Source organism: Xenophilus sp. Marseille-Q4582, assembly GCF_916700565.1.
Taxonomy (GTDB): domain Bacteria; phylum Pseudomonadota; class Gammaproteobacteria; order Burkholderiales; family Burkholderiaceae_C; genus Xenophilus.
In genome coordinates, this window is sequence record NZ_CAKAKO010000006.1 from 570,179 (window position 1) to 594,895 (window position 24,717).

Sequence of the window (24,717 nt, forward strand, 5' to 3'; positions counted from 1 at the left end):
AGATGTCCCCTTCGATGGCCCGCCGTGTGCTGGCGCACGGCCACAGCGCCCGCATCGGCCTGGCCTGCCTGGCCCTGGTCTGGAGCGCCGGCATGGCGCAGGACCGCGCCGCCACCACGGCAGGCGCGGCGCCTGCGCCGGGCGTGCCGCTGATCCCGCCGTCCGCCCTGCCCGGCGCGATGGCCTCCGCCGGCACGCAGGCCGACGGCACGCGCGAGTTCAATCTCATGCAACTGGGCATCAACTACGCCGTGCAATTGCAGGGCGTGAGCGCCACCGTGGGCATTCCCTTCAGCATCCGCGCCGACGAGCTGGTCACGCAGGCCGCGCTGCGGCTGCACTACTCGTACTCGCCCTCGCTCATTCCGGAGCTGTCGCACCTCAAGGTCAGCGTGAACGACGTGCTCGTGGCCACGCTGCCGGCCGCGGCGGCCGATGCCGGCAAGCCGCTGGTGCGCGAGATTCCCATCGACCGGCGCCTGATCGCCGAATTCAACCGCATCAACGTGCAGCTGGTCGGCCATTACACGCGCGACTGCGAGGACACGATGCACAGCAGCCTGTGGGCCAAGATCGACGCGGCCAGCACGCTGCGGCTGCACCTGCAGCCGCTCAGGCTGGGCAACGAGCTGGGCTCGCTGCCGCAGCCCTTCTTCGACGCGCGCGACATCCGCCGTGCGCGCATCCCCGTCGTGCTGGGCAACAGCAGCTCGGCGCTGCTGGAATCGGCGGGCATCGTCTCGTCCTGGCTGGGGGCGCAGGCCGACTACCGCGGCGCGCAGTTCCCGGTTTCGCTGGCCGCGTTGCCGGCCAGCGGGCATGCCGTCGTCTTCGCGCTGGCGGACACGCCCATCCAGGGCCTCACGCTGCCGCCCGTGCAGGGGCCCTCGCTCAGCATGGTCGACCACCCGGGCGACCCGACCGCCAAGCTGTTGCTGGTGCAAGGCCGCAATGCCGATGAACTGCGCAGCGCCGCCAGTGCGCTGGCGCTCAATGCGCGCGCCTTCAGCGGGCCGACGGCGCGCGTCACCGAGTTCCAGCCGCCGGCCGCGCGCAAGCCTTACGACGCGCCGCGCTGGCTGCCCACCGACCGCCCCGTGCAGTTCGGGGAGCTGGGCCAGGCGGGCGATTTCACGGTCTCGGGCTACACGCCCGACGTGGTGCGCGTGAACTTCCAGCTGCCGCCCGATCTCTTCACCTGGCGCAAGGACGGCGTGCCGGTCGAGCTGCAGTACCGCTACACCCCGCGGCCGCGGCCGGACCAGTCGACGCTGAACGTCAACGTCAACGAGACCTTCGTGGGCGCCCTGCCCCTGCGCGCGGCCTACCCCGGCGGCGACGCCTGGTGGAACCCACTGGCCACGCCGCTGATGGCCGACGGCACCACGGTGTCGAAAAAGACCGTGACGCTGCCGCCGCTGGCGCTGAGCGCGCGCAATCAGTTGCGCCTGCACTACTACTTCGAGCCCAAGGCGCAGAAGTGCACGCAGCTGCTGGACAACGCCAGCGGCACCATCGACCCGCGTTCCACCATCGACCTGTCGGGCCTGCCGCACTACATCGCCATGCCCGAGCTGGCGGCCTTCGCCAACAGCGGCTTCCCCTTCACGCGCCTGGCCGACCTGGCCGAGACCGCCGTCATCCTGCCGGACCAGCCCGCCGCCGCCGACCTGGAAACCTACCTGGGCCTGATGGGCGTGGTGGGCCGCGCCACGGGCTACCCGGCGCTGCGCATGAAGGTGGGCCGCGCGGGCGACGCGCCGCAGTGGGCCGACAAGGACCTGCTGGTGCTCGGCAGCCCGCAGCGCCAGCCGCTCCTGAACCAGTGGGCGCCGCACATGCCCGTGCAGCAGCCTGGCGCCGGTACCACGCAATGGCAGCTGGCCGGCTGGCTGGACGATGCCGTGAAGCTGGTGATCGGCACGCGCGCCCGCGGCGACCTGCCCACCGCGGCCCCGCCCATGTCGGTGGCCGACGACGGCCGGCGCGCCATGATCGCGGGCTTCGAATCGCCCCTGCGCCCCGGCCGCAGCGTGGTGGCCGTGATCACGCCCGAGGGCTCGCACGCGAGCCTGATGGACGCGCTGCTCACGCCCGAGCGGCTGGCCGACATCCAGGGCAGCCTGGCCATCGTGCGCGACACGCAGGTCCACAGCGTGCTGGGCAGCCAGGTCTACTACGTGGGCCGGCTGCCGCCCATCGCCTGGTTGCGCTGGCAGATGTCGCGCAGCCCGCTCGCCCTGTTCGCGATCACCCTGGCCGTGGCCGTGCTGGGCGCCGCGGCCGCCTATGCCAGCCTGCGCCTGCGCGCGCGGCGCCGCCTGCAGAACGCATGAGCCAGCACCGTCCCGTGACCCTTCAGCCCGATGAACCCGCAGCCCCTGGCCTGCGCCGCCGCCACCTGGCCGGGCTGACGCTCGCGACCCTGCTGCCGGGCTGGGCCTGCGCCCAGTCACCGCGCGGCGCGGCGCGCCCGGCCGCCGGCTGCGGCGGCGGCCAGTCCGCCCTGCACTGGCAGGCCTTCGTGCAGCGGCACGTGCAGCCCGACGGCCGGGTGATCGACTTCGACACGCCGCAGCAGCATTCCACTTCCGAAGGGCAGTCCTACGCGCTGTTCTTCGCGCTGGTGCACAACGACCGGCCGCTGTTCGACCGCGTGCTGGCCTGGACGCAGGCCAACCTGAGCGGCGGCAGCCTGGCGCAGCGCCTGCCGGCCTGGCAATGGGGCCGCCTGCCGGCCGGCGGCTGGGGCGTGCTCGATGCGAACGCCGCCTCGGACGCGGACCTGTGGATCGCCTATGCGCTGCTGGAAGCCGCGCGCCTGTGGTCGGTGCCGGCCTACCGCACGCTGGGCCGGCAGTTGCTGGCGCGCGTGGTGGCCGAGGAAGTGGCCGTGCTCGACGGCCTGGGCGCCATGCTGTTGCCCTGGCCGCGCGCCGTCGCCCAGGGCCCGAACTGGCGGCTCAACCCCAGCTACCTGCCGCTGCAGCAGCTGCGCCGCTTCGAGCAGGAAGACCCGAACGGGCCCTGGAAGGCGATGGCCGAGAACACCGTGCGCATGTTCGTCGCCACCACACCGCGCGGCTGGGCACCCGACTGGTGCGCCTGGTCCAGCGACGAGCGGACCTTCGTCCCCGACCCGGACAAGGGCAGCATGGCGAGCTACGACGCCATCCGCGTCTACCTGTGGGCCGGCATGCTGCATGCGCAGGACCCGGCCCGCGCCACATTGCTGGCCAGCCTGGACGGCCCGCGCCGCGCGCTGGAAGCGACCGGCCAATTGCCCGAATACGTGGACACGCGCAGCGGCGCCGCCACCGGCACCGCGCCGGCCGGCTTCTACGGCGCCTGCCTGCCCTATCTGCGTGCGCTGGGCCAGGATGCGGCCGTGGGCGCCGCCCTGGCGCGCATCGACACGCGCGGCGGCGTGAACCCGCCCGGCACGCAGCCGCTGCCCTATTACGAGCGCAACCTGATCCTGTTCGGCCTGGGCTGGCTCGAAGGCGACTATGCCTTCGACCGCCACGGCCAACTGCAACCCCACTGGAAACGAGCATGCCCTCCCGCACGAAGGCCCTGACGCGAGCGCTCATCGCTCCTTTCGAGTCGCCGCCGCGCCCCGGCGCCGCCCACCGCCGGCTGGCCGCCGCGCTCACGGCCGGCGGGCTGCTGTGCGCCAGCGCCGCGCTGCAGGCCCAGGCGCAGGACGACGGCCGGGCCGCCCTGGCCGAGCAAGGGGCCTACTGGCAGAACATGGGCCGCATCGACCTGGCCGAGGAGAACTGGCGCAAGCTGCTGCGGCTGGACCCGAACGCCGCCGACGCGCTCTACGGCATGGCCCAGGTCGAGCTCACGCGCGGGCGCGCCGACGCCGCGCAACCCTGGATCGACCGCCTGCGCGCCGCCCACCCGCGCGATGCGCGCCTGACACGCCTGCAGGCCGGCGGGCCGGCGATGAGCGATCTGCAGCGTGCGCGCGCCGCCGCGCAGGCCGGCCGCGTGGCCGAGGCCCTGCAGCTGTACCGCACCGTGATCGGCAACCAGGCCCCGCCGCCCAACCTGGCGCGCGAGTACTACGAGCTGCTGGCCGGCAGCCCGCAGGGCTGGGAAGAAGGCCGCCGGGGCCTGGAAGAACTGCTGCGCCAGCAACCCGACAACGCCGAGCTCAAGCTGGCCGTGGCGCGCGCCCAGACCTACCGCGAATCGGCACGCCGCGACGGCATCCGCACCCTGTCCGAGCTGGCCGCGGCGGGCGGCAGCGCGGCCGGGCCGGCGCGCGCCAGCTGGCGCCAGGCGCTGATTTGGCTGGACGCGCGCGAGCGCGACATTCCGCTGTACGAAGCCTTCCTGGCCTCGGGCCAGGACGAAGCCGTGGCCGCGCGCCTGCAGGCCATCCGCACGCCCGCGGTGGCGGAGGGCACGCTCGCCTCGCCGGCCGCGCAGCCTGTGGCTGAGGGCTTTCGCGCCATCGACCGCGGCGACCTCGCGGGCGCCGAGCAGCGCTTCCAGGACGCGCTGCGCCGCCAGCCCGGCTATGCCGAGGCCCAGGGCGGCCTGGGCATCGTGCGGCTGCGGCAGGACCGCTTCGCCGAGGCGCAGCAATTGCTGGAACAGGCCTCGCGCGGTGGTGGCAATCGCTTCGCCGCCGCCCTGCGCAGCGCCACGTACTGGAACCTCATGCGCCAGGGCGATGCCGCGCGCGAGCGCAACGACCTGACCAACGCCCGCGCGCTGTACGAGCGCGCCGTGCGCGTGGACGAGCGCGAGCCCACCGGGCTCAACGCGCTGGCCGATCTGCAAGCCGCCGACGGCAATTACACCGAGGCCGAGCGCCACTACCGCCGCGTGCTCGAGGCCAAGGCCGACGACGCGCAGGCGCTGCGCGGGCTGATCGTGGTCTACACGCAGACCGGCCGCGCCGATGAAGCACAGCAGCTGATGGCGCGCCTCACGCCCGAGCAGCTGCGCGAGGCCGGCGGCCTGCGCAACCTGCGCGCCACGCAGGCGCGCTCGCAGGCCCGCGCGCGGCTGGAAGCGGGCGACGTCGCCGGCTCGCAGCGCCTGCTCGAAGACGCCATGCTGCAGAACCCGGACGATCCGTGGCTGCGCCTGGACCTGGCGCAGATCTACCGCCGCGCGGGCCAGCTGCCGCAGGCGCGCAGCGTGATGGACGGGCTGCTGATGTCGCAGCCGAACATGCCCGACGTGCTGTTCGCCAGTGCGCTGCTGGCCGCCGATGCGGGCGACGGCGCGGCCGGGCTCGAATACCTGGAGCGCATTCCCGCCGCTTCGCGCACGCGCGAGATGCGCGATCTGCAGCGGCGCCTGTACGTGCAGACGCAGAGCCAGCGCGCCCTGGCGCTGGCGCGCCAGGGTCAGGCCGCAGCGGCGCGCGCCGTGCTGGCCGCGGCCGAGTCCGCGCTCGGGCGCGACATGACGTCCGACATCTGGGGCCCGCTGGCCGAGGCCTATGCCGAAGTCGGCGATGCGCCGCGCGCCCTGGCCATGAGCCGCCAGTTGCTGGCCCGCAGCCCCAACCCGGCCATCGGCGACCGACTGCTGTACGCCTCGGTGCTGGTCAAGACGCGGCAGGACGTGGAACTGGCCGCCCTGCTGCGCCAGCTGCAGGCCACGCCGATGACGCCCGCGCAGCGCGCGCAGTTCGACGGGCTGCGCACCGGCTACCTGCTGCGCCAGGCGGACGTGCTGCGCGAATCGGGCAACCTCGAAGCAGCCTTCAACATGCTGTCGCCGCTGCTGGCCGCGCAGCCCGACGACCCCGGCGCGCTGGGCGCGCTGGCCCGCCTGTATTCCAGCGCACGCGACGAGGCCCAGGCGCTGGCCCTCTACCAGCGCATCCTGCAGCGCAACCCGACCGACCTGGACACGCTGCTGGCCGCCGCCGCCAGCGCCAGCGCAGCGCGCGCGCATGGCGACGCGCAGTCCTACGTGATGGCCGCGCTCAAGCAGGCGCCGGACCAGTCGCGCGTGCTGGCCGCCGCCGGCCGCGTCTTCCGCAACGCAGGCGACAACCGGCAGGCCGAACAATACCTGCAGGCGGCGATCCAGGCCGACCAGCGCCTGGCCCAGCCGTGGAGCGCAACGCGCCCCGGCGCACTGGGTGCCCCCGCCCTGGCGGCCGGCGCGGCCAACCCTTTCGCCGGCATGACGGGCCGCCAGGTGCCCGGCGCCCTGCCCATGCCCAATGCCGTGGCTGCGGGTGCCATGCTGCCAGCGCCCGTGATGCTGCCGACTTCCGGCGCCGGGTTGCCGGCCATGAACACGCCGCCGGCTTTCGCCGGGCCGAGCGGCGTGGCGCTGCCGCCTGCGCCGGCCTGGACCGGCCTTCCCGCAACAGCCCCGGCCGCCGCGGGCGCACCGATGGGGGGAGCCGCGCCCTGGCCCGAGAACCCGCCCGTGCGCGACGCGCCCGCGACAAGCGGCACCGGCCGCAGCGCCACCGGCACCAGCGGCGCGGCCCGCCGCAGCAGCGGCAGCAGCAGCACGAACGGCCGAGCCACGGCTGGGCAGGCACTGGCGGGCGCGCCCGCGAACCGGCCCGACGCGTCGGCCTACTTGGCGCCGCCGGCCGGCACCGGCGCGCCGGTCTACGCCAACACCCTGGCATACCCGGCAGCGCCTCTGCCCCAGTCGGGCCTGGGCGCGGCCGATGGCGGCATTCCCGCGCCGGTCCAGCCCGCGTATCCGGCGGCCCAGCTGCCACTGCCAGTGCCGGCCGGGGCGCAGCCGCAGGCGCAACTCTGGCCCGCGCCCACTGCGGGCGGGCTGCCCTACCCGCTGCCCGTGCCGGGTGCCGCGGCGGACAGCGGCCTGTGGCCCATGCAGCGCAACACGTCTGCCGCCCCGGTGGATCCGCTGCGCGCCGAACTGGACCAGTTGCGCAGCGAGCGCAGCAGTTCGGTCAGCATGGGCATGGTTTACCGCAACCGCGAAGGCGAGGACGGCCTGAGCCGCCTCTCGGACATCCAGATCCCCATCGAAGGACGCATCGCCGTGGGCGACGGCAAGATCGTGGTGGCGGCCACGCCGACCACGCTGGACGCGGGCACCGCGGCCTACGACTTCTCGACCGCCAGCCGCTTCGGCGCTGGGCCGGCGGCGGCGCTGGCGGCAGCCTACGGTGCGGCGACGCTGCCCAGCCCGCAGTCGGCCAGCGGCGTCGGCCTGAGCGTGGGCTACGAGAGCAAGAACTTCGATGCCGCCATCGGCACCACGCCGCTGGGCTTCAAGGAAAGCAACGTCATCGGCCATCTGCGCTACCGTGGCAGCTTCACCGATGCGCTGAGCTTCAAGGGCGAGCTGTCGCGCCGCCCGGTGACGGACAGCCTGCTGTCCTTCGCCGGCACCGAGGACACGCGCACCGGCGACCGCTGGGGCGGCGTGGTGGCCACCGGCGGGCGCGGCGACCTGACCTGGGATGCGGGCGATTTCGGCATCTACGGCTACGGCTCCTACCACGCGCTCACGGGCACCAACGTCGCGGACAACTTCCGCGTCGAGGGCGGCGGCGGCTTCTACGCGCACCTGCTGCGCAACGAGACGCACACGCTCACGGCCGGCATGAACGTGGGCCTGCTGCACTACGACAAGAACCTGAGCCACTTCACCTACGGCCACGGCGGCTACTTCAGCCCGCAGCGCTACATCGGCCTGGACTTTCCCGTCACCTGGAGCGGCCGACAGAACCGGCTGGCCTGGCGCGTGAACGCGTCGCTGGGCGTGCAGTCCTTCACGCAGGACGAAGCGCCCTACTTCCCCACCGACTCGACCCGCCAGTCGCAGGTGCAGGCCGCGATGGCGCAGGCCACGCGGGTGGGGCTGAACAACACCATCTTCACGGGCTACTACCCCTCCAGCAGCCGCACGGGCCTGGCCTACAACCTGGGCGCCGCCCTGGAATACCAGGTGGCGCCGCAGCTCTACCTGGGCGGCACGGTCGGCCTGAGCAACGCGCGCAACTACCGCCAGTTCACGGGCAACGTCTATCTGCGCTACATGCTGGGCACGCAGGGCACGTCCATCCTGGGCACGCCGCCGAGCCTGTCGCCGCTGACCTCGCCGTACACGCCGCTGTGAGAAGGCGCCGTGAGACGGCGCTGACCGCCCTTTCGCCGCCGCGGAAACTCAGCCGGGCGGCGGCGAAGAAGACCAGGGCGGCGGCGCCGCTTCGAAGGCGGCCACCCAACCCGGGAGGTCCTCGGCGCGCAGGGGCGGCGCGATGCCGAAACCCTGGCCGCGCGTGCAGCCCAGTTCCAGCAGCGCACGCGCATGCGCTGGCGTGGCCACGCCTTCGGCCACCACCTCGCAATCGAAGCTGCGCGCCAGCGCCAGCAGGCTGCGCACGATGGCCCGGTCGCGCACGTCGTCCAGCAGGCCGCCGACGTAGGAGCGGTCCAGCTTGAGGCCCGACACCGGCAGGGTGCGCAGGTAGCTGAGCATCGCGTAGCCGGTGCCGAAGTCGTCCAGGGTCACCGGCACGCCCATGTCGCGGCAGGCGGTGATGATTCGCGCGGCCTCGTCCAGGTCTTGCACCGCGGGCGTCTCCAGCAGTTCCAGCTCCAGCGGCACGGGGTTCGTCGCGTCGCCAGCCTCCAGGTGCCGGGTCAGGCGCTCGATGAAGTCCGCGCGCTCCAGGTGCCGCGGGCTGATGTTGACGGCGACCGGCATGCGCCGCCCCGGCGCCGTCCAGGCATGGGCCCATCGCCGGCACTGCCGGGCCGCCTCCTGCAGCACCCAGTCGCCCACCGCCTCGATCAGCGTGTCGTCCTCGATGGAGGGCACGAAATGCCGTGGCTGCAGCCAGCCGTGCTCGGGGTGCTCCCAGCGCACGAGGGCCTCGGCGCCGATTACGCGGCCCTCTTGCAGGTCCACCTTGGGCTGGTAGACGAGCCGGAACTCGCCGGCCGCCAGGCCCTGGGCGATCTGCGCGCGCGAAAGCGCGGCGGGCCCGGCCTGCCCGGCCGCGGCTTCGCCGTGCGCCGGCAAAGCCGGCCAGCAGGTCCACAGCACGGTGCGGGCGTCCATGCGCTCGCCGTGCAGGCCAAGCAGGCGCAAGGCGCCCCCGGCGGTGCGCAAGGGCGCACGGGCGAAATCGACGTCGCACGCGTGGCCGCGCGGCAGGTGGCCCAGCCAGGGCGAGCCTTCGCCCAGCAGCAGGTGCACGGGCCGGCCGATCAAGGTGCCGGGCTCATGGTCCAGCAAGGCATGCGCGCCCGCATCGGCCCAGCCGATCGTCTGGTCGCTGACGGTGAAGTGGCCGGGAAGAAGACGGTGCGGCATGGAGGGCCTTGGGGCTCGCCCATTGTCAGGCGAGCGCGGGTGTGACGGTCCCATTCTGTGCCGCCGCCGACACACCGGGTGTCGGCGCGCAGCCCGCCCGGTGCCCGACGCCGGCCCCGCCGCGCCCATGGCGCGCAGCCGGCGCCTGGCGCCGCTCAATAGTCGTCGCCCATCCCCATCGCCAGGTTCTCGAACTTGGTCAGCGGTTTCAGGAAGGCCAGCTTCACGCTGCCGGTGGGGCCGTTGCGGTGCTTGGCAATGATGACCTCCGCCACGCCCGGCTCCTTGGAGTCCTTGTTGTAGTAGTCGTCGCGGTAGATGAACATGATCAGGTCCGCGTCCTGCTCGATGGCGCCCGACTCGCGCAGGTCGCTCATCATGGGCCGCTTGTCGGTGCGCGACTCCACGCCGCGCGACAGCTGCGACAGCGCGATCACCGGGCACTTGAGTTCCTTGGCCAGCATCTTGAGGCCGCGCGAGATCTCGCCCACGGCCGTGGCGCGGTTCTCGTCGCTCATGCTGCTGGAGGTGCTCATCAGCTGCAGGTAGTCGACCACGATCAGCCCGAGCCGGCCGTACTGGCGCGCAAGGCGGCGCGCATTGGCCCGCAGCTCGCTCGACGTGAGGCCCGGCGTCTCGTCGATGTGCAGCGAGATGGTGCGCAGCTTCTCGATGGCCTCGGTCAGGCGCGGCCATTCCTCGTCGGTGAGCTTGCCGGTGCGCAGGTGCCCCTGGTCGATGCGGCCGATGGAGCCCACGATGCGCACCGCAAGCTGCGCGGCGCCCATTTCCATCGAGAACACGGCCACGGGCAGGCCCTCTTCCAGCGCCACGTGCTCGGCGATGTTGATGGCCAGCGAGGTCTTGCCCATCGAAGGGCGCGCCGCCAGCACGATCATGTCGCCCGGCTGCAGGCCCGAGGTCATCTTGTCGAACTCGTAGAAGCCGGTGCGAACCCCCGTGATGTCGTTCGGGTTGTCAGCCATCTCGGTCACGCGGTCCAGCAGCTCGACCACCAGGGAGTCCATGCTCTGGAAGCCCTGCTTCATCCGCGAGCCTTCCTCGCCGATGTTGAAGATCTTCTGCTCCGCCTCGTCGAGCAGCTTGTCCACGGCCTTGCCCTGCGGGTTGAAGGCGTTGGTGGCGATCTCGTCCGCGGCCGAGATCAGCTTGCGCAGGATCGAGCGCTCGCGCACGATCTCGCCGTAGCGGCGGATGTTGCTGGAGCTGGGCACGTACTGCGCCAGCGAATTGAGGTACTGCAGACCGCCGACCTCGTCGGCCTTGCCCATCGTCTGCAGCTGCTCGTGGACCGTGATCACGTCGGCCGGCTTGTTGCCGTTGATCAGGCTGCCGATGGCCGCGTAGATCAGCTTGTGCTCATGGCGGTAGAAGTCGCCATCGACCAGCAGGTCGCCCACGCGGTCCCAGGCGCCGTTGTCCAGCAGCAGGCCGCCCAGCACGCTGGATTCCGCTTCGATGCTGTGCGGCGGCACGCGCAGCTGGGCGACCTGGCGGTCGTCCGAGGGATCGTTGTCGGCATAGGAAAAGACGGCGGACATGAGGCTCCTTGCAACCCGCCATGCTAGGCCGCCGCAGCGCTCCAGTCATGGGATAAGGCTGTGGAAAAGCGGTGCCTTTCCAGTGGGTGGCGCGGGACAACCCGGCGCACCAAAAACAAAGCCGCCCGAAGGGGCGGCTTTTCGAAGGACGAGGCTGCAGCGCAGCCCCGTTCCCGTGCGGGCGGACTCAGGCGGTTTCGCCGTACACCGTCACCGTGATCTCGACCACCACGTCGGTGTGCAGCTGCACGGCCACGGTGGTGTCGCCCACGGTCTTGATCGGGCCGTTGGGCAGGCGCACCTGCGACTTGACGACGTCATAGCCCTGCTTCTTCAGCTCGTCGGCCACGTCGTGGTTGGTCACGGAGCCGAACAGGCGGCCGTCGACGCCGGCCTTCTGCGTCAGCTTGACGGTCGTGCCGCCCAGCTTCTCGCCCTGCTTCTGCGCTTCGGCCAGCTTGGCGGCAGCGGCCTTTTCCAGCTCGGCGCGCTTGGCTTCGAATTCAGCCTTGGCGGCTTCCGTCGCGCGGCGGGCACGGCCCGACGGGATCAGGAAGTTGCGGGCGTAGCCATCCTTGACCTTGACGATCTCGCCCAGGTTGCCGAGGTTGACGACCTTGTCCAGAAGAATGATCTGCATGCTCTTCTCCTCAGATGCGGTGCTGGTCGGTGTACGGCACCAGCGCGAGGAAGCGGGCGCGCTTGATGGCGGTGTTGAGCTGGCGCTGGTAGATCGCGCGCGTGCCGGTCAGGCGCGCGGGGATGATCTTGCCGTTCTCGCTGATGAAATCGCGCAGCACGTCGACATCCTTGTAGTCGATCTCTTCAACGCCGGCGACGGTGAAGCGGCAGAAGCGCTTGCGCTTGAACAGCAGCGACTGGGTATTGCGCTTCGGACGCTTGTCCTTGTTGAACTTCTTGAACGTGGCCATCTGGGACCCCTTGAAAATTTAATCTTGCTGGAACTCAGTGATGTGGAGCACCGGGTGCTTGCCGTTGCGCGGGTTGGCCAGGAAGCCCTGGAAGCGCCATTGGCTGCCCAGGGGCTGCCGCGCCAGGCGCTCTGCCACCGAAGCGAAGGCCACTGCCTTCAAGGCCGCCTTCACCTGCCGGGACTGCCCTGCCTCCATGTGCGTGGACTCGTGTTCGAGTCGCACGTCCAGGGCGGGGATGCCTGCGGGGGTGAAACGCAAGGCGGCCAGTTCGGTGATGCAGGCACTCAGCAGCAGCTGGTTGACCGCACCCGACGGACCCACATCAACCGTTGTTGGCGGCGTACTCGGCCTGGGCGGCCTTGCGCGCTTCCTCGCGCTCGACGGTCTTCATCATCGCCGACGGGCCGGTCTCGGCCTTCTTCTTCTGCACCGTCAGGTGGCGCAGCACGGCGTCGTTGAACTTGAAGGCGTGCTCGAGCTCGGCCATCACGGCCTGGTCAGCCTCGATGTTCACGCACAGGTAGTGCGCCTTGTTCAGCTTGTTGATCTGGTAGGCCAGCTGGCGGCGGCCCCAGTCTTCGACACGATGCACCTTGCCGTTGCCGGCGGCGATCATGCCCTTGTAGCGCTCCAGCATGGCCGGAACCTGTTCGCTCTGATCCGGGTGGATCAGCAGGATGATTTCGTAGTGACGCATGACACTCCTTGAGGATTGGCGCCCTGCCCGCAGCAGCCGCTTCGGGCTGTCTGGCTGGCGCCCCGAGGGCGCGCCATCTGCATAGGCTCGGGCCGGAAAAGCCACCCGCCGCGTCCAGGCGGTGTGGCAAGGAAAGCCCGCGAGTATAGCAGCAAGCGCGCTCAGGGGGCCAGCGCGCGCTCGAGCGGCGCGGCCTTGTCGGCGCCCACGGCCGCCCGGATCTTGGGCACCAGCGCGAGCAGTTCCTCGCAGGTGGTGGCCGCCTCCACCGCCAGGTTGAGGCGAAAGCCGCGCAGCCCCAGGCTGGCCGTGAGCTGCGTGGCGATGGGATAGGCGGCCTGGTAGCGCGCCTGCGCGGAGCGCTCACCGCCCGCGGTCGGGGCCGCCGCAGGGGCAGCCCCGGTCGCGGCGCCAGGCGACGGCGCCGCATCATCGGCCGGCGGCCGCGCCAGCAGGCCCAAGCTGACCAAGTTGTCCACGTCGTCCTGCTGCGCCTGGCTGGCTTGCAGCACCTCGGCGACGCTGCGCTTGCCATCGAACAGGATGAAGGCCGAACGCTGCCGCGGCGTGAGCCGCACCGAGCGGTCCTTGAGCACCTGATGGCCCATTTCGGTTTTGACCAAGATCATTGGCGAAGTCTCCAGGCCAGGGCGGGTGAAGCGGCGCGCCTGCCGCGTCCACGCGCCCATGTGAGTGCGCATCACGCAGAAGTGTCAAATTGTGACATTTCTTCTCACATCCGAAGCCTATGGCACACCCGGGGCGGGCAAACCCCGAGATGCGGGCGCCGGGCCACGGCCGCCCGAGCGCGGCTGCGGCCTGCCATCATGCGGCGGGCGGTCAGCCCTGGGCGAGGCGCTGCCAGGTGTCGATCACGCTGTCCGGATTCAGCGAGATCGATTCGATGCCCTCGGCCGCCAGCCACTGCGCGAAGTCCGGGTGGTCGCTGGGCCCCTGGCCGCAGATGCCCACGTACTTGCCCTGCGCCTTGCACGCCTTGATCGCGCGGCTGAGCATGGCCTGCACCGCCGGGTCGCGCTCGTCGAAGTCGGCGGCCAGCAGTTCCAGGCCGGAGTCGCGGTCCAGGCCCAGCGTGAGCTGGGTCAGGTCGTTCGAGCCGATCGAGAAGCCGTCGAAGAACTGCAGGAACTCGTCGGCCAGGATGGCGTTGCTCGGCACCTCGCACATCATGATGACCTTGAGCGCGTTCTCGCCACGCTTGAGACCATGCTGGGCCAGCAGGCCCGTCACGCGCTCGGCCTGCTTGAGGGTGCGCACGAAGGGCACCATGATCTGCACGTTGGTCAGGCCCATGTCCTCGCGCACGCGCTTGAGCGCCTCGCACTCCATCGCAAAGGCCTCGCCGAAGTCTTCGCTGATGTAGCGCGCCGCGCCGCGGAAGCCCAGCATCGGGTTCTCTTCCTCGGGCTCGTAGCGGCTGCCGCCGATCAGCTTGCGGTACTCGTTGGACTTGAAGTCCGACAGGCGCACGATCACCGGCTTGGGCCAGAAGGCCGCCGCGATCGTGGCCACGCCCTCGGCGACCTTGTCCACGTAGAAGGCCTTGGGCGAGGCATGGCCGCGCGCCACGGATTCCACGGCCTTCTTCAGGTCGGCATCGACCTGCGGATAGTCCAGGATGGCCTTGGGGTGCACGCCGATGTTGTTGTTGATGATGAACTCCAGCCGCGCCAGGCCCACGCCGCCGTTGGGCAGCTGCGCGAAGTCGAAAGCCAGCTGCGGGTTGCCGACGTTCATCATGATCTTGGTGGCAATGGGCGGCATCTCGCCGCGCTGCACCTCGGTGACCTCGGTCTCGAGCAGGCCGTCGTAGATGAAGCCGGTGTCGCCTTCGGCGCAGCTCACCGTCACCAGCGTGCCGTCCTTGAGCAGGCTGGTGGCGTCGCCGCAGCCGACCACGGCCGGGATGCCCAGCTCGCGCGCGATGATGGCCGCGTGGCAGGTGCGCCCGCCGCGGTTGGTCACGATGGCGCTGGCGCGCTTCATCACCGGCTCCCAGTTCGGGTCGGTCATGTCGGTGACCAGGATGTCGCCGGCCTGCACCTTGTCCATTTCGCTGATGCTGTGCACCAGGCGCACGGGGCCGGTGCCGATCTTCTGGCCGATGGCGCGGCCTTCGGCCAGCACGGTGCTCTTGCCCTTGAGCTTGAAGCGCTGCTCGGCCTTGCCCTGCTGCTGGCTCTTCACCGTCTCGGGACGGGCCTGCAGGATGTAGAGCTGGCCGTCGGTGCCGTCCTTGCCCCACTCGATGTCCATCGGGCGGCCGTAGTGCTTCTCGATCACTAGCGCATAGCGCGCCAGCTGCTCCACGTCCTCGTCGGAGAGCGAATAGCGGTTGCGCAGCTCGGCCTTGACGTCGGTGGTCTTGACCAGCTTGCCCGTGGCTTTCTTCTCCTCGGGCGTGGAGAACTCCATCTGGATCAGCTTGGAGCCCAGGTTGCGTCGGATCACGGCCTTCTTGCCGGCTTCCAGCATGGGCTTGTGCACGTAGAACTCGTCGGGGTTCACCGCGCCCTGCACCACCGTCTCGCCCAGGCCGTAGCTGGAGGTGATGAAGACCACCTGGTCGAAACCCGATTCGGTGTCGATGGTGAACATCACGCCCGCGGCGCCCAGGTCGGAGCGCACCATGCGCTGCACGCCGGCGGACAGCGCCACCACGTCGTGCGCGAAGCCCTTGTGCACGCGGTAGCTGATCGCGCGGTCGTTGTAGAGGGAGGCGAACACCTCCTTCATCTTGTGCAGCACGTCCTCGATGCCCACCACGTTCAGGAAGGTCTCCTGCTGGCCGGCGAAGGAGGCGTCGGGCAGGTCTTCGGCCGTGGCCGACGAACGCACCGCGAAGCTGGCCTGGTCGTTGCCGGCCGAAAGCTTGGCGAAGGCCTCGCGCACTCCCTGTTCCAGGTCTGCGGGGAAAGGCTGCGCCTCGATCCAGCCGCGGATCTCCGCGCCGGCCGCGGCCAGCGCGCGCACGTCCTCGATGTCCAACGCCGCCAGGCGCTGGCTGATGCGCTCGCTCAGGCCTTCGTGCGCCAGGAACTGGCGGAAGGCGTGCGCCGTGGTCGCGAAGCCGGTGGGCACGCGCACGCCCTGCGGCAGCTGCGAGATCATTTCGCCGAGCGAGGCGTTCTTGCCGCCGACCGCCTCGACGTCGCTCATTCTCAGGTTCTCAAACGGAACGACCAGGGCGGTCGCATCGAAGAGTGCAGACATGGGAAAGCTCCAGAGTTTAAAAACCGGGGGCGCGCATGCAGGCGGGCCGGCGGCACGATCGTTCTCGTTGCTCTGGGTGCGCGGCGGGGCTGCATGGGAGAGAGGGGGCAGGACACGTCGGGGGTGCCGATAATGCACGGGATTGTAGGCGCGGCCTTTGCTTGCGCGTGCAGGACAGCGACCCACTCCCATGCGCACCCGTTCCGTCTTCTACGTCTCCGATGGCACCGGCATCACCGCCGAAACCTTCGGCAATGCCGTGCTCGCCCAGTTCGAGTTCAAGCCGCGCCACGTGCGCCTGCCCTTCACCGACACGGTGGACAAGGCGCACCAGGCCGTGCGGCAGATCAACCACACGGCGGAAATCGAAGGCCTGCGGCCCATCGTGTTCACGACGCTCGCGAACATGGAGGTGCTGGAGGTGATCGAGACCGGCTGCAAGGGCATGCTGCTGGACATGTTCGGCACCTTCGTGCGGCCGCTGGAGATCGAGCTGGCGATGAAGTCCAACCACCGCATCGGCCGCTTCTCCGACGTCAGCAAGAGCAAGGAATACAACGACCGCATCGCCGCCATCGACTTCAGCCTGCAGCACGACGACGGCCAGAGCAACCGCGACCTGGAGGGCGCCGATGTCATCCTGGTGGGCGTGAGCCGCAGCGGCAAAACGCCGACCTCGCTCTACCTGGCCATGCAGCACGGCCTGAAGGCGGCCAACTACCCGCTGATTCCCGAGGATTTCGAGCGCCGTCAGCTGCCACCCGCGCTGGTGCCGCACCGCAAGAAGATCTTCGGCCTCACGATCCAGCCCGAGCGGCTTTCGGAGATCCGCAACGAGCGCCGGCCCAACTCGCGCTACGCCAGCCTCGAGAACTGCCGCCACGAGGTGAGCGAGGCCGAGGCCATGATGCGCCGCGCCGGCATCCGCTGGCTGTCGACCACCACCAAGTCCATCGAAGAGATCGCGACCACCATCCTGCAGGAGCTGCGGCCCGAGCGGCTGAGCTACTGAACAGGCGCTGAGAGAAGCTGCCCGCAGGCGGCGCCCTTGCGCCACCGCCTGCGACAAGCCCGCCCCGTTCAGGCCGCGACGGCTTCCTTCACCGCCGCAGGGGCAGCCGCCGCCGGCGCCGAGCTGCGGATCAGGTGGTCGAACGCGGACAGCGCGGCCTTGGCGCCCTCGCCCGCGGCGATCACGATCTGCTTGTAGGGCGTGGTGGTCGCATCGCCGGCCGCGAACACGCCGGGCACCGAGGTCTGGCCCTTGGCGTCCACGACGATCTCGCCGTACCTGGACAGCTCCACCGTGCCCTTGAGCCATTCGGTGTTGGGCACCAGGCCGATCTGCACGAACACGCCTTCCAGCGCCACGAGATGCTCGGCACCGGTCGCGCGGTCCTTGTAGCGCAGGCCGTTGACCTTGCCGTCGGCCCCCGTGATCTCGGTGGTCTGGGCATTGGTGTGCACGGTCACGTTGGGCAGGCTCAGCAGCTTGCGCACCAGCACGGCATCGGCCTTGAGCTGCTCGGCGAACTCGATCAGCGTCACATGGCTCACGATGCCGGCCAGGTCGATCGCGGCCTCGACACCCGAGTTGCCGCCGCCGATGACCGACACGCGCTTGCCCTTGAACAGCGGGCCGTCGCAATGCGGGCAGTAGGCCACGCCCTTGTTGCGGTACTCGGCCTCGCCGGGCACGTTCACGTTGCGCCAGCGCGCCCCGGTGGACAGGATCACGGTCTTGCCCTTGAGCACGCCGCCATTGGCCAGGTGCACCTCGACCAGGCCGCCGGGCTCCGCGGCCGGCACCAGCTTCTCGGCGCGCTGCAGGTTCATGATGTCCACGTCGTAAGCGCGCGTGTGGGCTTCCAGCGCCGCGGCGAACTTGGGCCCGTCGGTCTCCAGCACCGAGATGTAGTTCTCGATCGCCAGCGTGTCGTTGACCTGGCCGCCGAAACGCTCGGCTGCCACGCCGGTGCGGATGCCCTTGCGGGCCGCATACACGGCCGCCGCGGCGCCGGCCGGGCCACCGCCCACGATCAGCACGTCGTAGGGGTCCTTGGCCGACAGCTTGGCGCCCTCCCGCGCGGCAGCGCCGGTGTCGAGCTTGGCGACGATCTCTTCCAGAGACATGCGACCCGCGCCGAACGCCTCGCCGTTCAGGAACACCATGGGCACGGCCATGATCTCGCGCTCGGTGACTTCCTTGTGGAAGGCATTGCCTTCGATGACGACGGTCTTCACGCGCGGGTTCAGCACGGCCATCAGCGACAGGGCCTGCACCACGTCGGGGCAGTTGTGGCAGTCCAGGCCCATGAAAACCTCGAACTGGTAGTCGCCATCCAGCGCCTTGACCTGGTCGATCACGTCCTGCTCGACCTTGGGCGGATGGCCGCCGGTCCACAGCAGCGCCAGCACCAGCGAGGTGAATTCGTGGCCCAGCGGCAGGCCGGCGAACCGCAGGTTCAGGTCTTGCGTGCCGGCGCCGGTGCGCTGCAGGCTGAACGAAGGCTTGCGCGCGTCGGCGCCGTCAAAGCGCAGCGTGATCTTGTCGCTGCGCAGGCCCTGGATCGTTTCCAGCAGGCTGCGCATGTCGCGCGCAGTCTCGCTGTCGTCCAGCGAAGCCACCAGTTCGAACGGCTGCGTCACGCGCTCCAGGTAGGCGCCGAGCTGGGCTTTAAGTTGGTCGTCGAGCATGGTGGATTCCTTTCAGTGTCGAGTTCTAGATGGGGATCGAACGGGCGAAAAAAAGCCGGACGGCATGGCGCATGCGCGCCATGACGCTGTCCGGCTGCTGGGCGCTCGCAGCGCCCCGTCGTTGCCGGCTGCGGCTTAGATCTTGCCGACCAGGTCCAGCGAAGGCGTCAGCGTCTTGGCGCCTTCCTTCCACTTGGCCGGGCAGACCTGGCCCGGGTTGGCGGCGGTGAACTGGGCCGCCTTGAGCTTGCGCAGGGTTTCCGAGACGTCGCGGGCGATCTCGTTGGAGTGCACTTCCATGGTCTTGATCACGCCGTCGGGGTTGATCACGAAGGTGCCGCGCAGGGCCAGGCCTTCTTCGGGGATGTGCACGCCGAAGGCGTTGGTCAGCTGGTGCGTGGGGTCGCCGACCAGCGGGAACTTGGCCTTGCCGACGGCTTCGGAGGTCTCGTGCCAGATCTTGTGCGAGAAGTGCGTGTCGGTCGTCACGATGTAGACCTCGGCGCCGGCCTTCTGGAACTCGGCGTAGTTCTCGGCGGCGTCCTCGATCTCGGTCGGGCAGTTGAAGGTAAAGGCCGCCGGCATGAAGATCAGGACGGACCACTTGCCTTTCAGGTTCGCCTCGGTCACCTCGATGAACTCACCCTTGCCGTTGCGGTTCACGTAGGCGGTGGTCTTGAAGGGCTGGACTTGGGTATTGATCAGGGACATTGCGCTTCCTTGTAGGTCAGTGAAACAAACGAGCACTCATTATATGCATCGCACCACTCAATTCAATAGAAATAAACTATTCACGAGGGGCGCGGTGACTATGGAGAAGCCGCGTGTCAGGCTCAAGACGCGGCCAGCAACCCGGGGGCTGCCAGCCGCGGCCGGGCAATCGCCATGCCCGCGCACCGCCGCCCTGTGCGGCCACACGATTGCGAACCGCACTCACCATCAAACGCATGCAGACCGCCAGTGCGGGGGCTTGGCTTGAGCGTGCCACGGGGCGCCCGGACAATGGCGCGCATCCGCCACGAACGAGAGAGAACACCATGAAAGGCGACCCGCAAGTCATCGACCACCTGCAGGCGCAGCTCAAGAACGAGCTGACGGCCATCAACCAGTACTTCCTGCACTACCGCATGCTCAAGCACTGGGGCCTGGACAAGCTGGCGAAGAAGGAATACGAGGAATCCATCGGCGAGATGAAGCATGCCGACAAGCTGATGGACCGCATCTTCATGCTGGACGGCCTGCCCAACCTGCAGGACCTGGCCAAGCTGCAGGTCGGCGAGGACGTGCCCGAGATCCTCGAATGCGACCTGCGCAGCGAGCTGGGCGCGCAGGCCACGATCAAGGCCGGCATCGCGCACTGCGAATCGGTGCGCGACTACGTCTCGCGCGATCTGCTGCAGGGCATCCTGGACGACACCGAGGAGCACATCGACTTCCTTGAAACGCAGATCGACCTGATCGGCAAGGTCGGCCTCCAGAACTACCTGCAATCCCAGATGGGCGACGCCGACTGATTCGTCGGCCGCGGCAGTGCGGCAGTCCAACAAAAGCCCCGCCATCGGCGAACCGGTGGCGGGGCTTTTTTGCGGGGCGGGGCCCGGGCCTGCCGGCCCTGGCGCTCTGCGATTTACTGCAGGAAGCTGGGCTTGGCGTAGCCCTTGAACTTGCTGTCCACCACGGCCTTGAATTCGGGCGAGCGGTAAGCCTCGATGAGGTCCTTGGCCCAGGCGCTGTTCTTGTCGGCGGTTTTCACGGCCACCACATTCAGGTAGTGATCGGGGGTCTTTTCCAGCAGCACGGCTTCGGTCAGTTTCAGGCCCGAAGAAATCGCGAAGTTGCCGTTGATGATGGCGTACTCGGTGTCACCCAGCGAGCGCGGCAGCTGGGCGGCCTCCAGCGGAATCAGCTTGAGCTTGCGCGGATTGGTGGCCAGGTCCTTCTCGCTCACGCGCAGCGGATCGATGCCTTCCTTGATGGTCACCAGGTTGTTCTGTTGCAGCAGCAGCAGCGCGCGCGCCAGGTTGCTCGGGTCGTTGGGCAGGGTCACGCGGTCGCCTTCCTTGGCTTCGGCCAGGGTCTTGCGCTTGTGGGAGTACACGCCCATGGGTGCGATCGGGCCCTGCACCAGCTCGGTGATGTCCAGCTTCTGGTCGGCGGCGAACTTCTTCAGGTACACGAGGTGCTGGAAGAAGTTGGCGTCCAGCGAGCCCTGGGCCAGCGCCAGGTTGGGCTGCACGTAGTCGTTGAACTCGACCACGCGGACCTTGTAGCCCTTCTTTTCGAGGATCAGCACGATGCCCTGCTTGAGCTGGTCCACGTTGGAGCCGGCGGTGCCGCCGATGACCAGGTCCTTCTTGGCCGCCTGGGCCTGCGCATGCAGCGGCAGGCCGCCCAGGCTCAGGGCGGCGACGGACAGGGCGATGAGGGAACGACGAAGCATGGGAATTCCAGAGTGAAGAGAACGAAAAAAAGGAAGGCCGCGCGCTGGGCACACGCACCGCGTGACGACGGCCAGAGACTCAGCGCTTGTCCAGCCGCTGCGCGATGTGGTTGCCGACGAACTGGATGATCTGCACCAGCACCACCAGCAGTGCCACGGTCAGCAGCATCACGTCGGTCTGGAAGCGGTAGTAGCCGTAGCGGATGGCCAGGTCGCCGATGCCGCCGCCGCCCACCACCCCGGCCACGGCCGAGTAGGACAGGAAGCTCACGGCCAGCACCGTCAGCGCCAGCACCAGGCCCGAGCGCGACTCGCGCACCAGCACGCGCCAGACGATCTGCAGCTCCGAGGCGCCCATGGCATGCGCCGCCTCGATCACGCCGCGCGGCACCTCGCGGATGCACTGGTCGACCAGGCGCGCGAAGTACGGGATGGCCGCCACCGACAGCGGCACGGCCGCCGCCAGCGGGCCGATGGAGGTGCCCGCCACGATGCGCGTGAACGGCACCAGCGCCACCAGCAGGATGATGAAGGGGAAGGAACGCACCGTGTTCACGATCCAGTTCAGCACCAGGTACAGCGGCCGGTTCTCCAGCGACTGGCCCGGGCCGAGCAGGAAGATCAGCACGCCCAGCGGGCCGCCGACGACCACGGCCGCCGACAGGCCGATGGCCAGCATCAGGAAGGTCTGGCCGGCCGCGAGCCACAGCTCGGGAAGGATGGCAATGATGTTCTCAGACATGGGCGGCACCTCCGGCCACGCGCAGCGCGGCGGGCAGCTGGGCCGCCTCCTGCGCGAGCTCCAGATCCAGCGCGGCCTCGCGCACGCGGCGGCGCACCAGCGCATCGAGTTCGCGGCCGAGCACGGTCACCCGTTCGGCGCCGGCTTCGCGCACGGCGAACTGCTCCACCACCCGCCCCTGCTCCACCACGGCCACATGGCGGCACAGCGCTTCCACCACCGACAGCTCGTGCGTGACGATCACGATGGTCACGCCGATCTTCTGGTTGATCTCGCGCAGCGTGTCCAGGATGGACTGCGTGGTCTCGCTGTCCAGCGCCGAGGTCGGCTCGTCGCACAGCAGCACCTGCGGCCGGGGCGCGAGGGCGCGCGCAATGGCCACGCGCTGCTTCTGGCCGCCCGACAGCTGCGCCGGGTAGCTGTGGATCTTCTCTTCCAGACCCACCAGCGCCAGGCATTCGCGCACGCGGGCATCGATCTCGGCCCGGGCATTGCGGCCGTGGATGCGCAGCGGGAAGGCCACGTTCTCGAACACCGTGGCGTTTTGCAGCAGGTTGAACTGCTGGAAGATCATGCCGATGTTCTGGCGCGTCTCGCGCAGCTCCTTGCGCGACAGGGCCGTGAGGTCGCGCCCGCCGACGAGCACCTGGCCCGCGTCGGGCCGCTCCAGCAGGTTGATCAGGCGCAGCAGCGTGGACTTGCCGGCGCCGCTCTTGCCGATCAGGCCAAACACGTCGCCGGGCGCGATGTCCAGCGAGACGGAACGCACGGCATCGAAGCGCTGGCCATCGGGCAGCTGGAAGGTCTTCTGGACCGCCTGCAGGCGGATGACCGGGTCGGATGCTGCGCCAGGGGCCTGGGCAGCGCCCGCCCGTAGAGGGACAGGATGAGCAGTCATTCGGGGAGCAGCGCATGGACCCACATCCGGGCCAGAAAGCACGCGCCGCCAACTCAAAACGCCCGATTGTCCGCGCTTCGCTTACACAAACGAACGAATCTTTGGTTAGCAGCTTATTCCAGCCCTCGCGGACTCAACCGGGCTTCTGGAACAGCTTGATGACGCTGGAGAAATCCAGCCCGCCATGGCCGGCCAGGCTGTGCGCCGCATACAGGTTGCGCGCCATGCCACCCAGCGGCGTGGCGGCCTTCACGGCCGCCGCGTTCTCCTGCGCCAGGCCCAGGTCCTTGAGCATCAGGTCGGTGCCGAAGCCGCCCGCATAACCCTTGGACGCGGGGGCGTTCTCCATCACGCCGGGCAGCGGGTTGTACTTCTCCAGCGCCCAGTTGCCGCCCGAGCTGCGGCGCATGATCTCCGAGAGCACCTTCGGGTCCAGTCCGTTGGCCACGCCGAGCGCGATGGCCTCGGAGGTGCCGATCATCAGGATGCCCAGGAGCATGTTGTTGCAGATCTTGGCCGTCTGTCCCGCGCCCGCGCCGCCGGCATGGAAGATGTTGGCGCCCATCTTTTCCAGCAAGGGCCGCGCGCGTTCCAGGTCGGCCTCGCTGCCGCCGACCATGAAGGTCAGCGTGCCCGCGATCGCACCGCCGGTGCCGCCCGACACGGGCGCGTCGATCACCGCGATGCCGCGCGCCGCGCCGGCCTCGGCCAGCTTGCGCGAGGTGGCGGCCGCGATGGTGCTGCTGTCGATGACCAGCGCGCCAGGCGCGATCTTCGCGAGCAGGCCACCGTCGCCCAGGTACAGCGATTCCACATGCGCGCTGGCCGGCAGCATGCTGATGACGGCGTCGGCGCCCGCCACGGCGCCGGCGGCCGAATCGGCAATCGGCACCCCCTGCGCGCGCAGCGCGTCGCACGCCGCGCTCGACAGGTCGAAGGCGCTCACGCTGTGGCCCGCCTTGTGCAGGTTCAGGGCCATCGGGCCGCCCATGTTGCCCAGGCCGATGAATGCGATCTTCATGCTTCTTGTCTCCGTGCTTGTTCTGGAAAAAGGGGCGGCGCGAGGGCCGTGTCTGCAAGGCGATCAGGTGCTCAGCGCAGCGGCACCAGCTCCGGCGCCATCTCGCCGCGCGGCTTCAGGTGGTCGTCGACGAAGTCCTGCGTGACGTCCGCCAGGCGCGCGGGCTGCCATTTCGGATTGCGGTCCTTCTCGACCAGCACCGCACGGATGCCCTCGGCGAAGTCGTGGTGCGCGCAAAAGCCCAGCGCGGCCCAGTATTCGAGGCGGAAGACCTCCGCCAGCGACATGCGCGGCACGCGCTGCCACAGCTCCCAGCTCAGCGCGATGGAGCTGGGCGCGCCCTTGGCGAAGGCCTGCACGGCGCCCTGCAGCCAGGCGTCCTCGCTCTGGAAGCGGGCGAAGCGCTCGGCGATGTCCGCCAGGCTCTCGCCGGCCATCAGCGCTTCGATGGTGTCGTAATGCGCACGGATCTTGGAGGCCGGGCGCTCCACGCCCTCGGCCGCCGTGGCCAGGATGCGCGAGAGCAGCGCGCGGTCGGCGCGGTCGGCGCCGCTCCAGGCCGTGGCGCCGATGGCTTCGAGCACCTGCGCCTTGCGCGCATGCGGCACCAGCACGTCGGCCAGGCCGCAGAAGATGGCGTCGCTGCCGTTGACCTGCGCCGCCGTGAAGGCCAGGAACAGGCCCGTGCGGCCCGGCGCGCGGCGCAGGAACCAGCTGCCGCCCACGTCGGGGAACAGGCCGATGTTGATCTCGGGCATGGCCACGCGGCTGCCTTCAGTGACCACGCGGTGCGAGGCGCCCACCATCAGGCCCACGCCGCCGCCCATCACGATGCCGTGGCCCCAACACAGGAAGGGCTTGGGGAAGGTGTGGATCAGGTGGTCGAGCTCGTACTCCTCACCGAAGAAGCGCTCGGCGTATTCGTTGCGGTTCGGGCCGCAATCGCGCAGCGTCTGGTAGAGCTGGCGCAGGTCGCCGCCGGCGCAGAAGGCCTTCTCGCCCGCGGCCTGCAGCAGCACGCCCACGATCTGCGGATCGGCGGCCCATGCGCGCAGCTGCGGCGTGAGCAGCCGCACCATCGCGACCGAGAGCGAATTGAGGGAAGCCGGCGCATTGAGCGTGGCCACGCCGAAGCGCTTGCCGTTGGCCGTGGGGAGGGTGTCGAAGAGAACTACAGCGTCAGTCATGGGG

The 24,717-nt window shown here is 69.8% G+C and carries 20 protein-coding genes; 5 read left to right on the plus strand and 15 right to left on the minus strand.

Annotated features, from left to right (window positions below; translation table 11 throughout):
• Nucleotides 1-2 precede the first annotated feature (2 nt).
• From bcsB to LG388_RS22935, 3 genes are read left to right on the plus strand one after another with little or no spacing between them, the layout of a single operon-like run.
• Entirely contained in the window at nt 3-2,336 is a 2,334-nt protein-coding gene (bcsB, locus tag LG388_RS22925; protein ID WP_225785177.1) for a cellulose biosynthesis cyclic di-GMP-binding regulatory protein BcsB, read from the plus strand.
• Nucleotides 2,333-3,580 carry a cellulose synthase complex periplasmic endoglucanase BcsZ gene (gene bcsZ, locus LG388_RS22930; protein WP_225784866.1) on the plus strand — a complete coding sequence of 416 codons (1,248 nt, stop codon included), beginning with the start codon at nt 2,333-2,335 and terminating at the stop codon, nt 3,578-3,580. Before bcsB ends, bcsZ begins: the two co-directional genes overlap by 4 nt.
• Nucleotides 3,556-8,097: a cellulose biosynthesis protein BcsC gene (locus LG388_RS22935; RefSeq protein ID WP_225784867.1), complete on the plus strand. Its 4,542-nt coding sequence runs from the start codon at nt 3,556-3,558 to the stop codon at nt 8,095-8,097. The genes bcsZ and LG388_RS22935 overlap by 25 nt, the downstream gene beginning before the upstream one ends.
• 48 nt (nt 8,098-8,145) lie before the next feature.
• Here the strand turns inward: LG388_RS22935 and LG388_RS22940 are convergent, their stop codons facing one another.
• The 8 genes from LG388_RS22940 to ppsA form a co-directional block, all read right to left on the minus strand.
• Entirely contained in the window at nt 8,146-9,300 is a 1,155-nt protein-coding gene (locus tag LG388_RS22940; RefSeq protein ID WP_225784868.1) for an EAL domain-containing protein, read from the minus strand.
• A 155-nt stretch (nt 9,301-9,455) separates the two neighbouring features.
• A complete protein-coding gene (gene dnaB / locus LG388_RS22945; protein WP_225784869.1) occupies nt 9,456-10,862 on the minus strand; it encodes a replicative DNA helicase in 1,407 nt (468 codons plus the stop codon).
• 187 nt (nt 10,863-11,049) lie between these two features.
• A complete protein-coding gene (gene rplI / locus LG388_RS22950) occupies nt 11,050-11,502 on the minus strand; it encodes a 50S ribosomal protein L9 (protein WP_225784870.1) in 453 nt (150 codons plus the stop codon).
• Between the two features lie 10 nt (nt 11,503-11,512).
• The gene (gene rpsR / locus LG388_RS22955) at nt 11,513-11,794 is read right to left on the minus strand and encodes a 30S ribosomal protein S18 (protein ID WP_225784871.1); all 282 of its coding nucleotides are present in this window, start codon (nt 11,792-11,794) and stop codon (nt 11,513-11,515) included.
• 18 nt (nt 11,795-11,812) lie between these two features.
• Nucleotides 11,813-12,118 (minus strand): primosomal replication protein N, encoded by a 306-nt coding sequence (gene priB, locus LG388_RS22960; RefSeq protein WP_225784872.1) that lies wholly within the window; start codon nt 12,116-12,118, stop codon nt 11,813-11,815.
• A 1-nt stretch (nt 12,119) separates the two neighbouring features.
• Nucleotides 12,120-12,494 carry a 30S ribosomal protein S6 gene (gene rpsF, locus LG388_RS22965; RefSeq protein WP_225784873.1) on the minus strand — a complete coding sequence of 125 codons (375 nt, stop codon included), beginning with the start codon at nt 12,492-12,494 and terminating at the stop codon, nt 12,120-12,122.
• 161 nt (nt 12,495-12,655) lie between these two features.
• A complete protein-coding gene (locus LG388_RS22970) occupies nt 12,656-13,123 on the minus strand; it encodes a hypothetical protein (protein WP_225784874.1) in 468 nt (155 codons plus the stop codon).
• A 211-nt stretch (nt 13,124-13,334) separates the two neighbouring features.
• Entirely contained in the window at nt 13,335-15,728 is a 2,394-nt protein-coding gene (ppsA, locus tag LG388_RS22975; RefSeq protein ID WP_225784875.1) for a phosphoenolpyruvate synthase, read from the minus strand.
• A gap of 190 nt (nt 15,729-15,918) precedes the next feature.
• On the opposite strand from ppsA, the gene LG388_RS22980 reads away from it, so the two are divergent.
• Nucleotides 15,919-16,740, plus strand: coding sequence for a pyruvate, water dikinase regulatory protein (locus LG388_RS22980; RefSeq protein ID WP_225784876.1), 822 nt, complete (start codon nt 15,919-15,921; stop codon nt 16,738-16,740).
• A gap of 68 nt (nt 16,741-16,808) precedes the next feature.
• On the opposite strand, the gene ahpF is transcribed toward LG388_RS22980, so the two are convergent.
• Together ahpF and ahpC are read right to left on the minus strand one after the other, a co-directional pair.
• Complete coding sequence (ahpF, locus tag LG388_RS22985) at nt 16,809-18,425, minus strand: alkyl hydroperoxide reductase subunit F (RefSeq protein ID WP_225784877.1); 1,617 nt, start codon at nt 18,423-18,425, stop codon at nt 16,809-16,811.
• Nucleotides 18,426-18,560: 135 nt separating this feature from the next.
• The gene (gene ahpC / locus LG388_RS22990) at nt 18,561-19,136 is read right to left on the minus strand and encodes an alkyl hydroperoxide reductase subunit C (protein WP_225784878.1); all 576 of its coding nucleotides are present in this window, start codon (nt 19,134-19,136) and stop codon (nt 18,561-18,563) included.
• Nucleotides 19,137-19,462: 326 nt separating this feature from the next.
• On the opposite strand from ahpC, the gene bfr reads away from it, so the two are divergent.
• A complete protein-coding gene (gene bfr, locus LG388_RS22995) occupies nt 19,463-19,939 on the plus strand; it encodes a bacterioferritin (RefSeq protein WP_225784879.1) in 477 nt (158 codons plus the stop codon).
• A gap of 113 nt (nt 19,940-20,052) precedes the next feature.
• Here bfr and LG388_RS23000 read toward each other — a convergent pair whose 3' ends face one another.
• From LG388_RS23000 to LG388_RS23020, 5 genes are all read right to left on the minus strand, one after another.
• Nucleotides 20,053-20,865 (minus strand): MetQ/NlpA family ABC transporter substrate-binding protein, encoded by an 813-nt coding sequence (locus tag LG388_RS23000; RefSeq protein WP_225784880.1) that lies wholly within the window; start codon nt 20,863-20,865, stop codon nt 20,053-20,055.
• Between the two features lie 79 nt (nt 20,866-20,944).
• On the minus strand, nt 20,945-21,607 hold the full coding sequence (locus LG388_RS23005; RefSeq protein WP_225784881.1) for a methionine ABC transporter permease: 663 nt from the start codon (nt 21,605-21,607) through the stop codon (nt 20,945-20,947).
• On the minus strand, nt 21,600-22,505 hold the full coding sequence (locus LG388_RS23010; RefSeq protein ID WP_225784882.1) for a methionine ABC transporter ATP-binding protein: 906 nt from the start codon (nt 22,503-22,505) through the stop codon (nt 21,600-21,602). The genes LG388_RS23005 and LG388_RS23010 overlap by 8 nt, the downstream gene beginning before the upstream one ends.
• A 133-nt stretch (nt 22,506-22,638) precedes the next feature.
• Nucleotides 22,639-23,526, minus strand: coding sequence for a 3-hydroxyisobutyrate dehydrogenase (gene mmsB / locus LG388_RS23015; RefSeq protein ID WP_225784883.1), 888 nt, complete (start codon nt 23,524-23,526; stop codon nt 22,639-22,641).
• Between the two features lie 71 nt (nt 23,527-23,597).
• Nucleotides 23,598-24,713, minus strand: a complete 1,116-nt coding sequence (locus LG388_RS23020; RefSeq protein WP_225784884.1) for an enoyl-CoA hydratase/isomerase family protein — start codon at nt 24,711-24,713, stop codon at nt 23,598-23,600.
• Between the last annotated feature and the right edge of the window lie 4 nt (nt 24,714-24,717).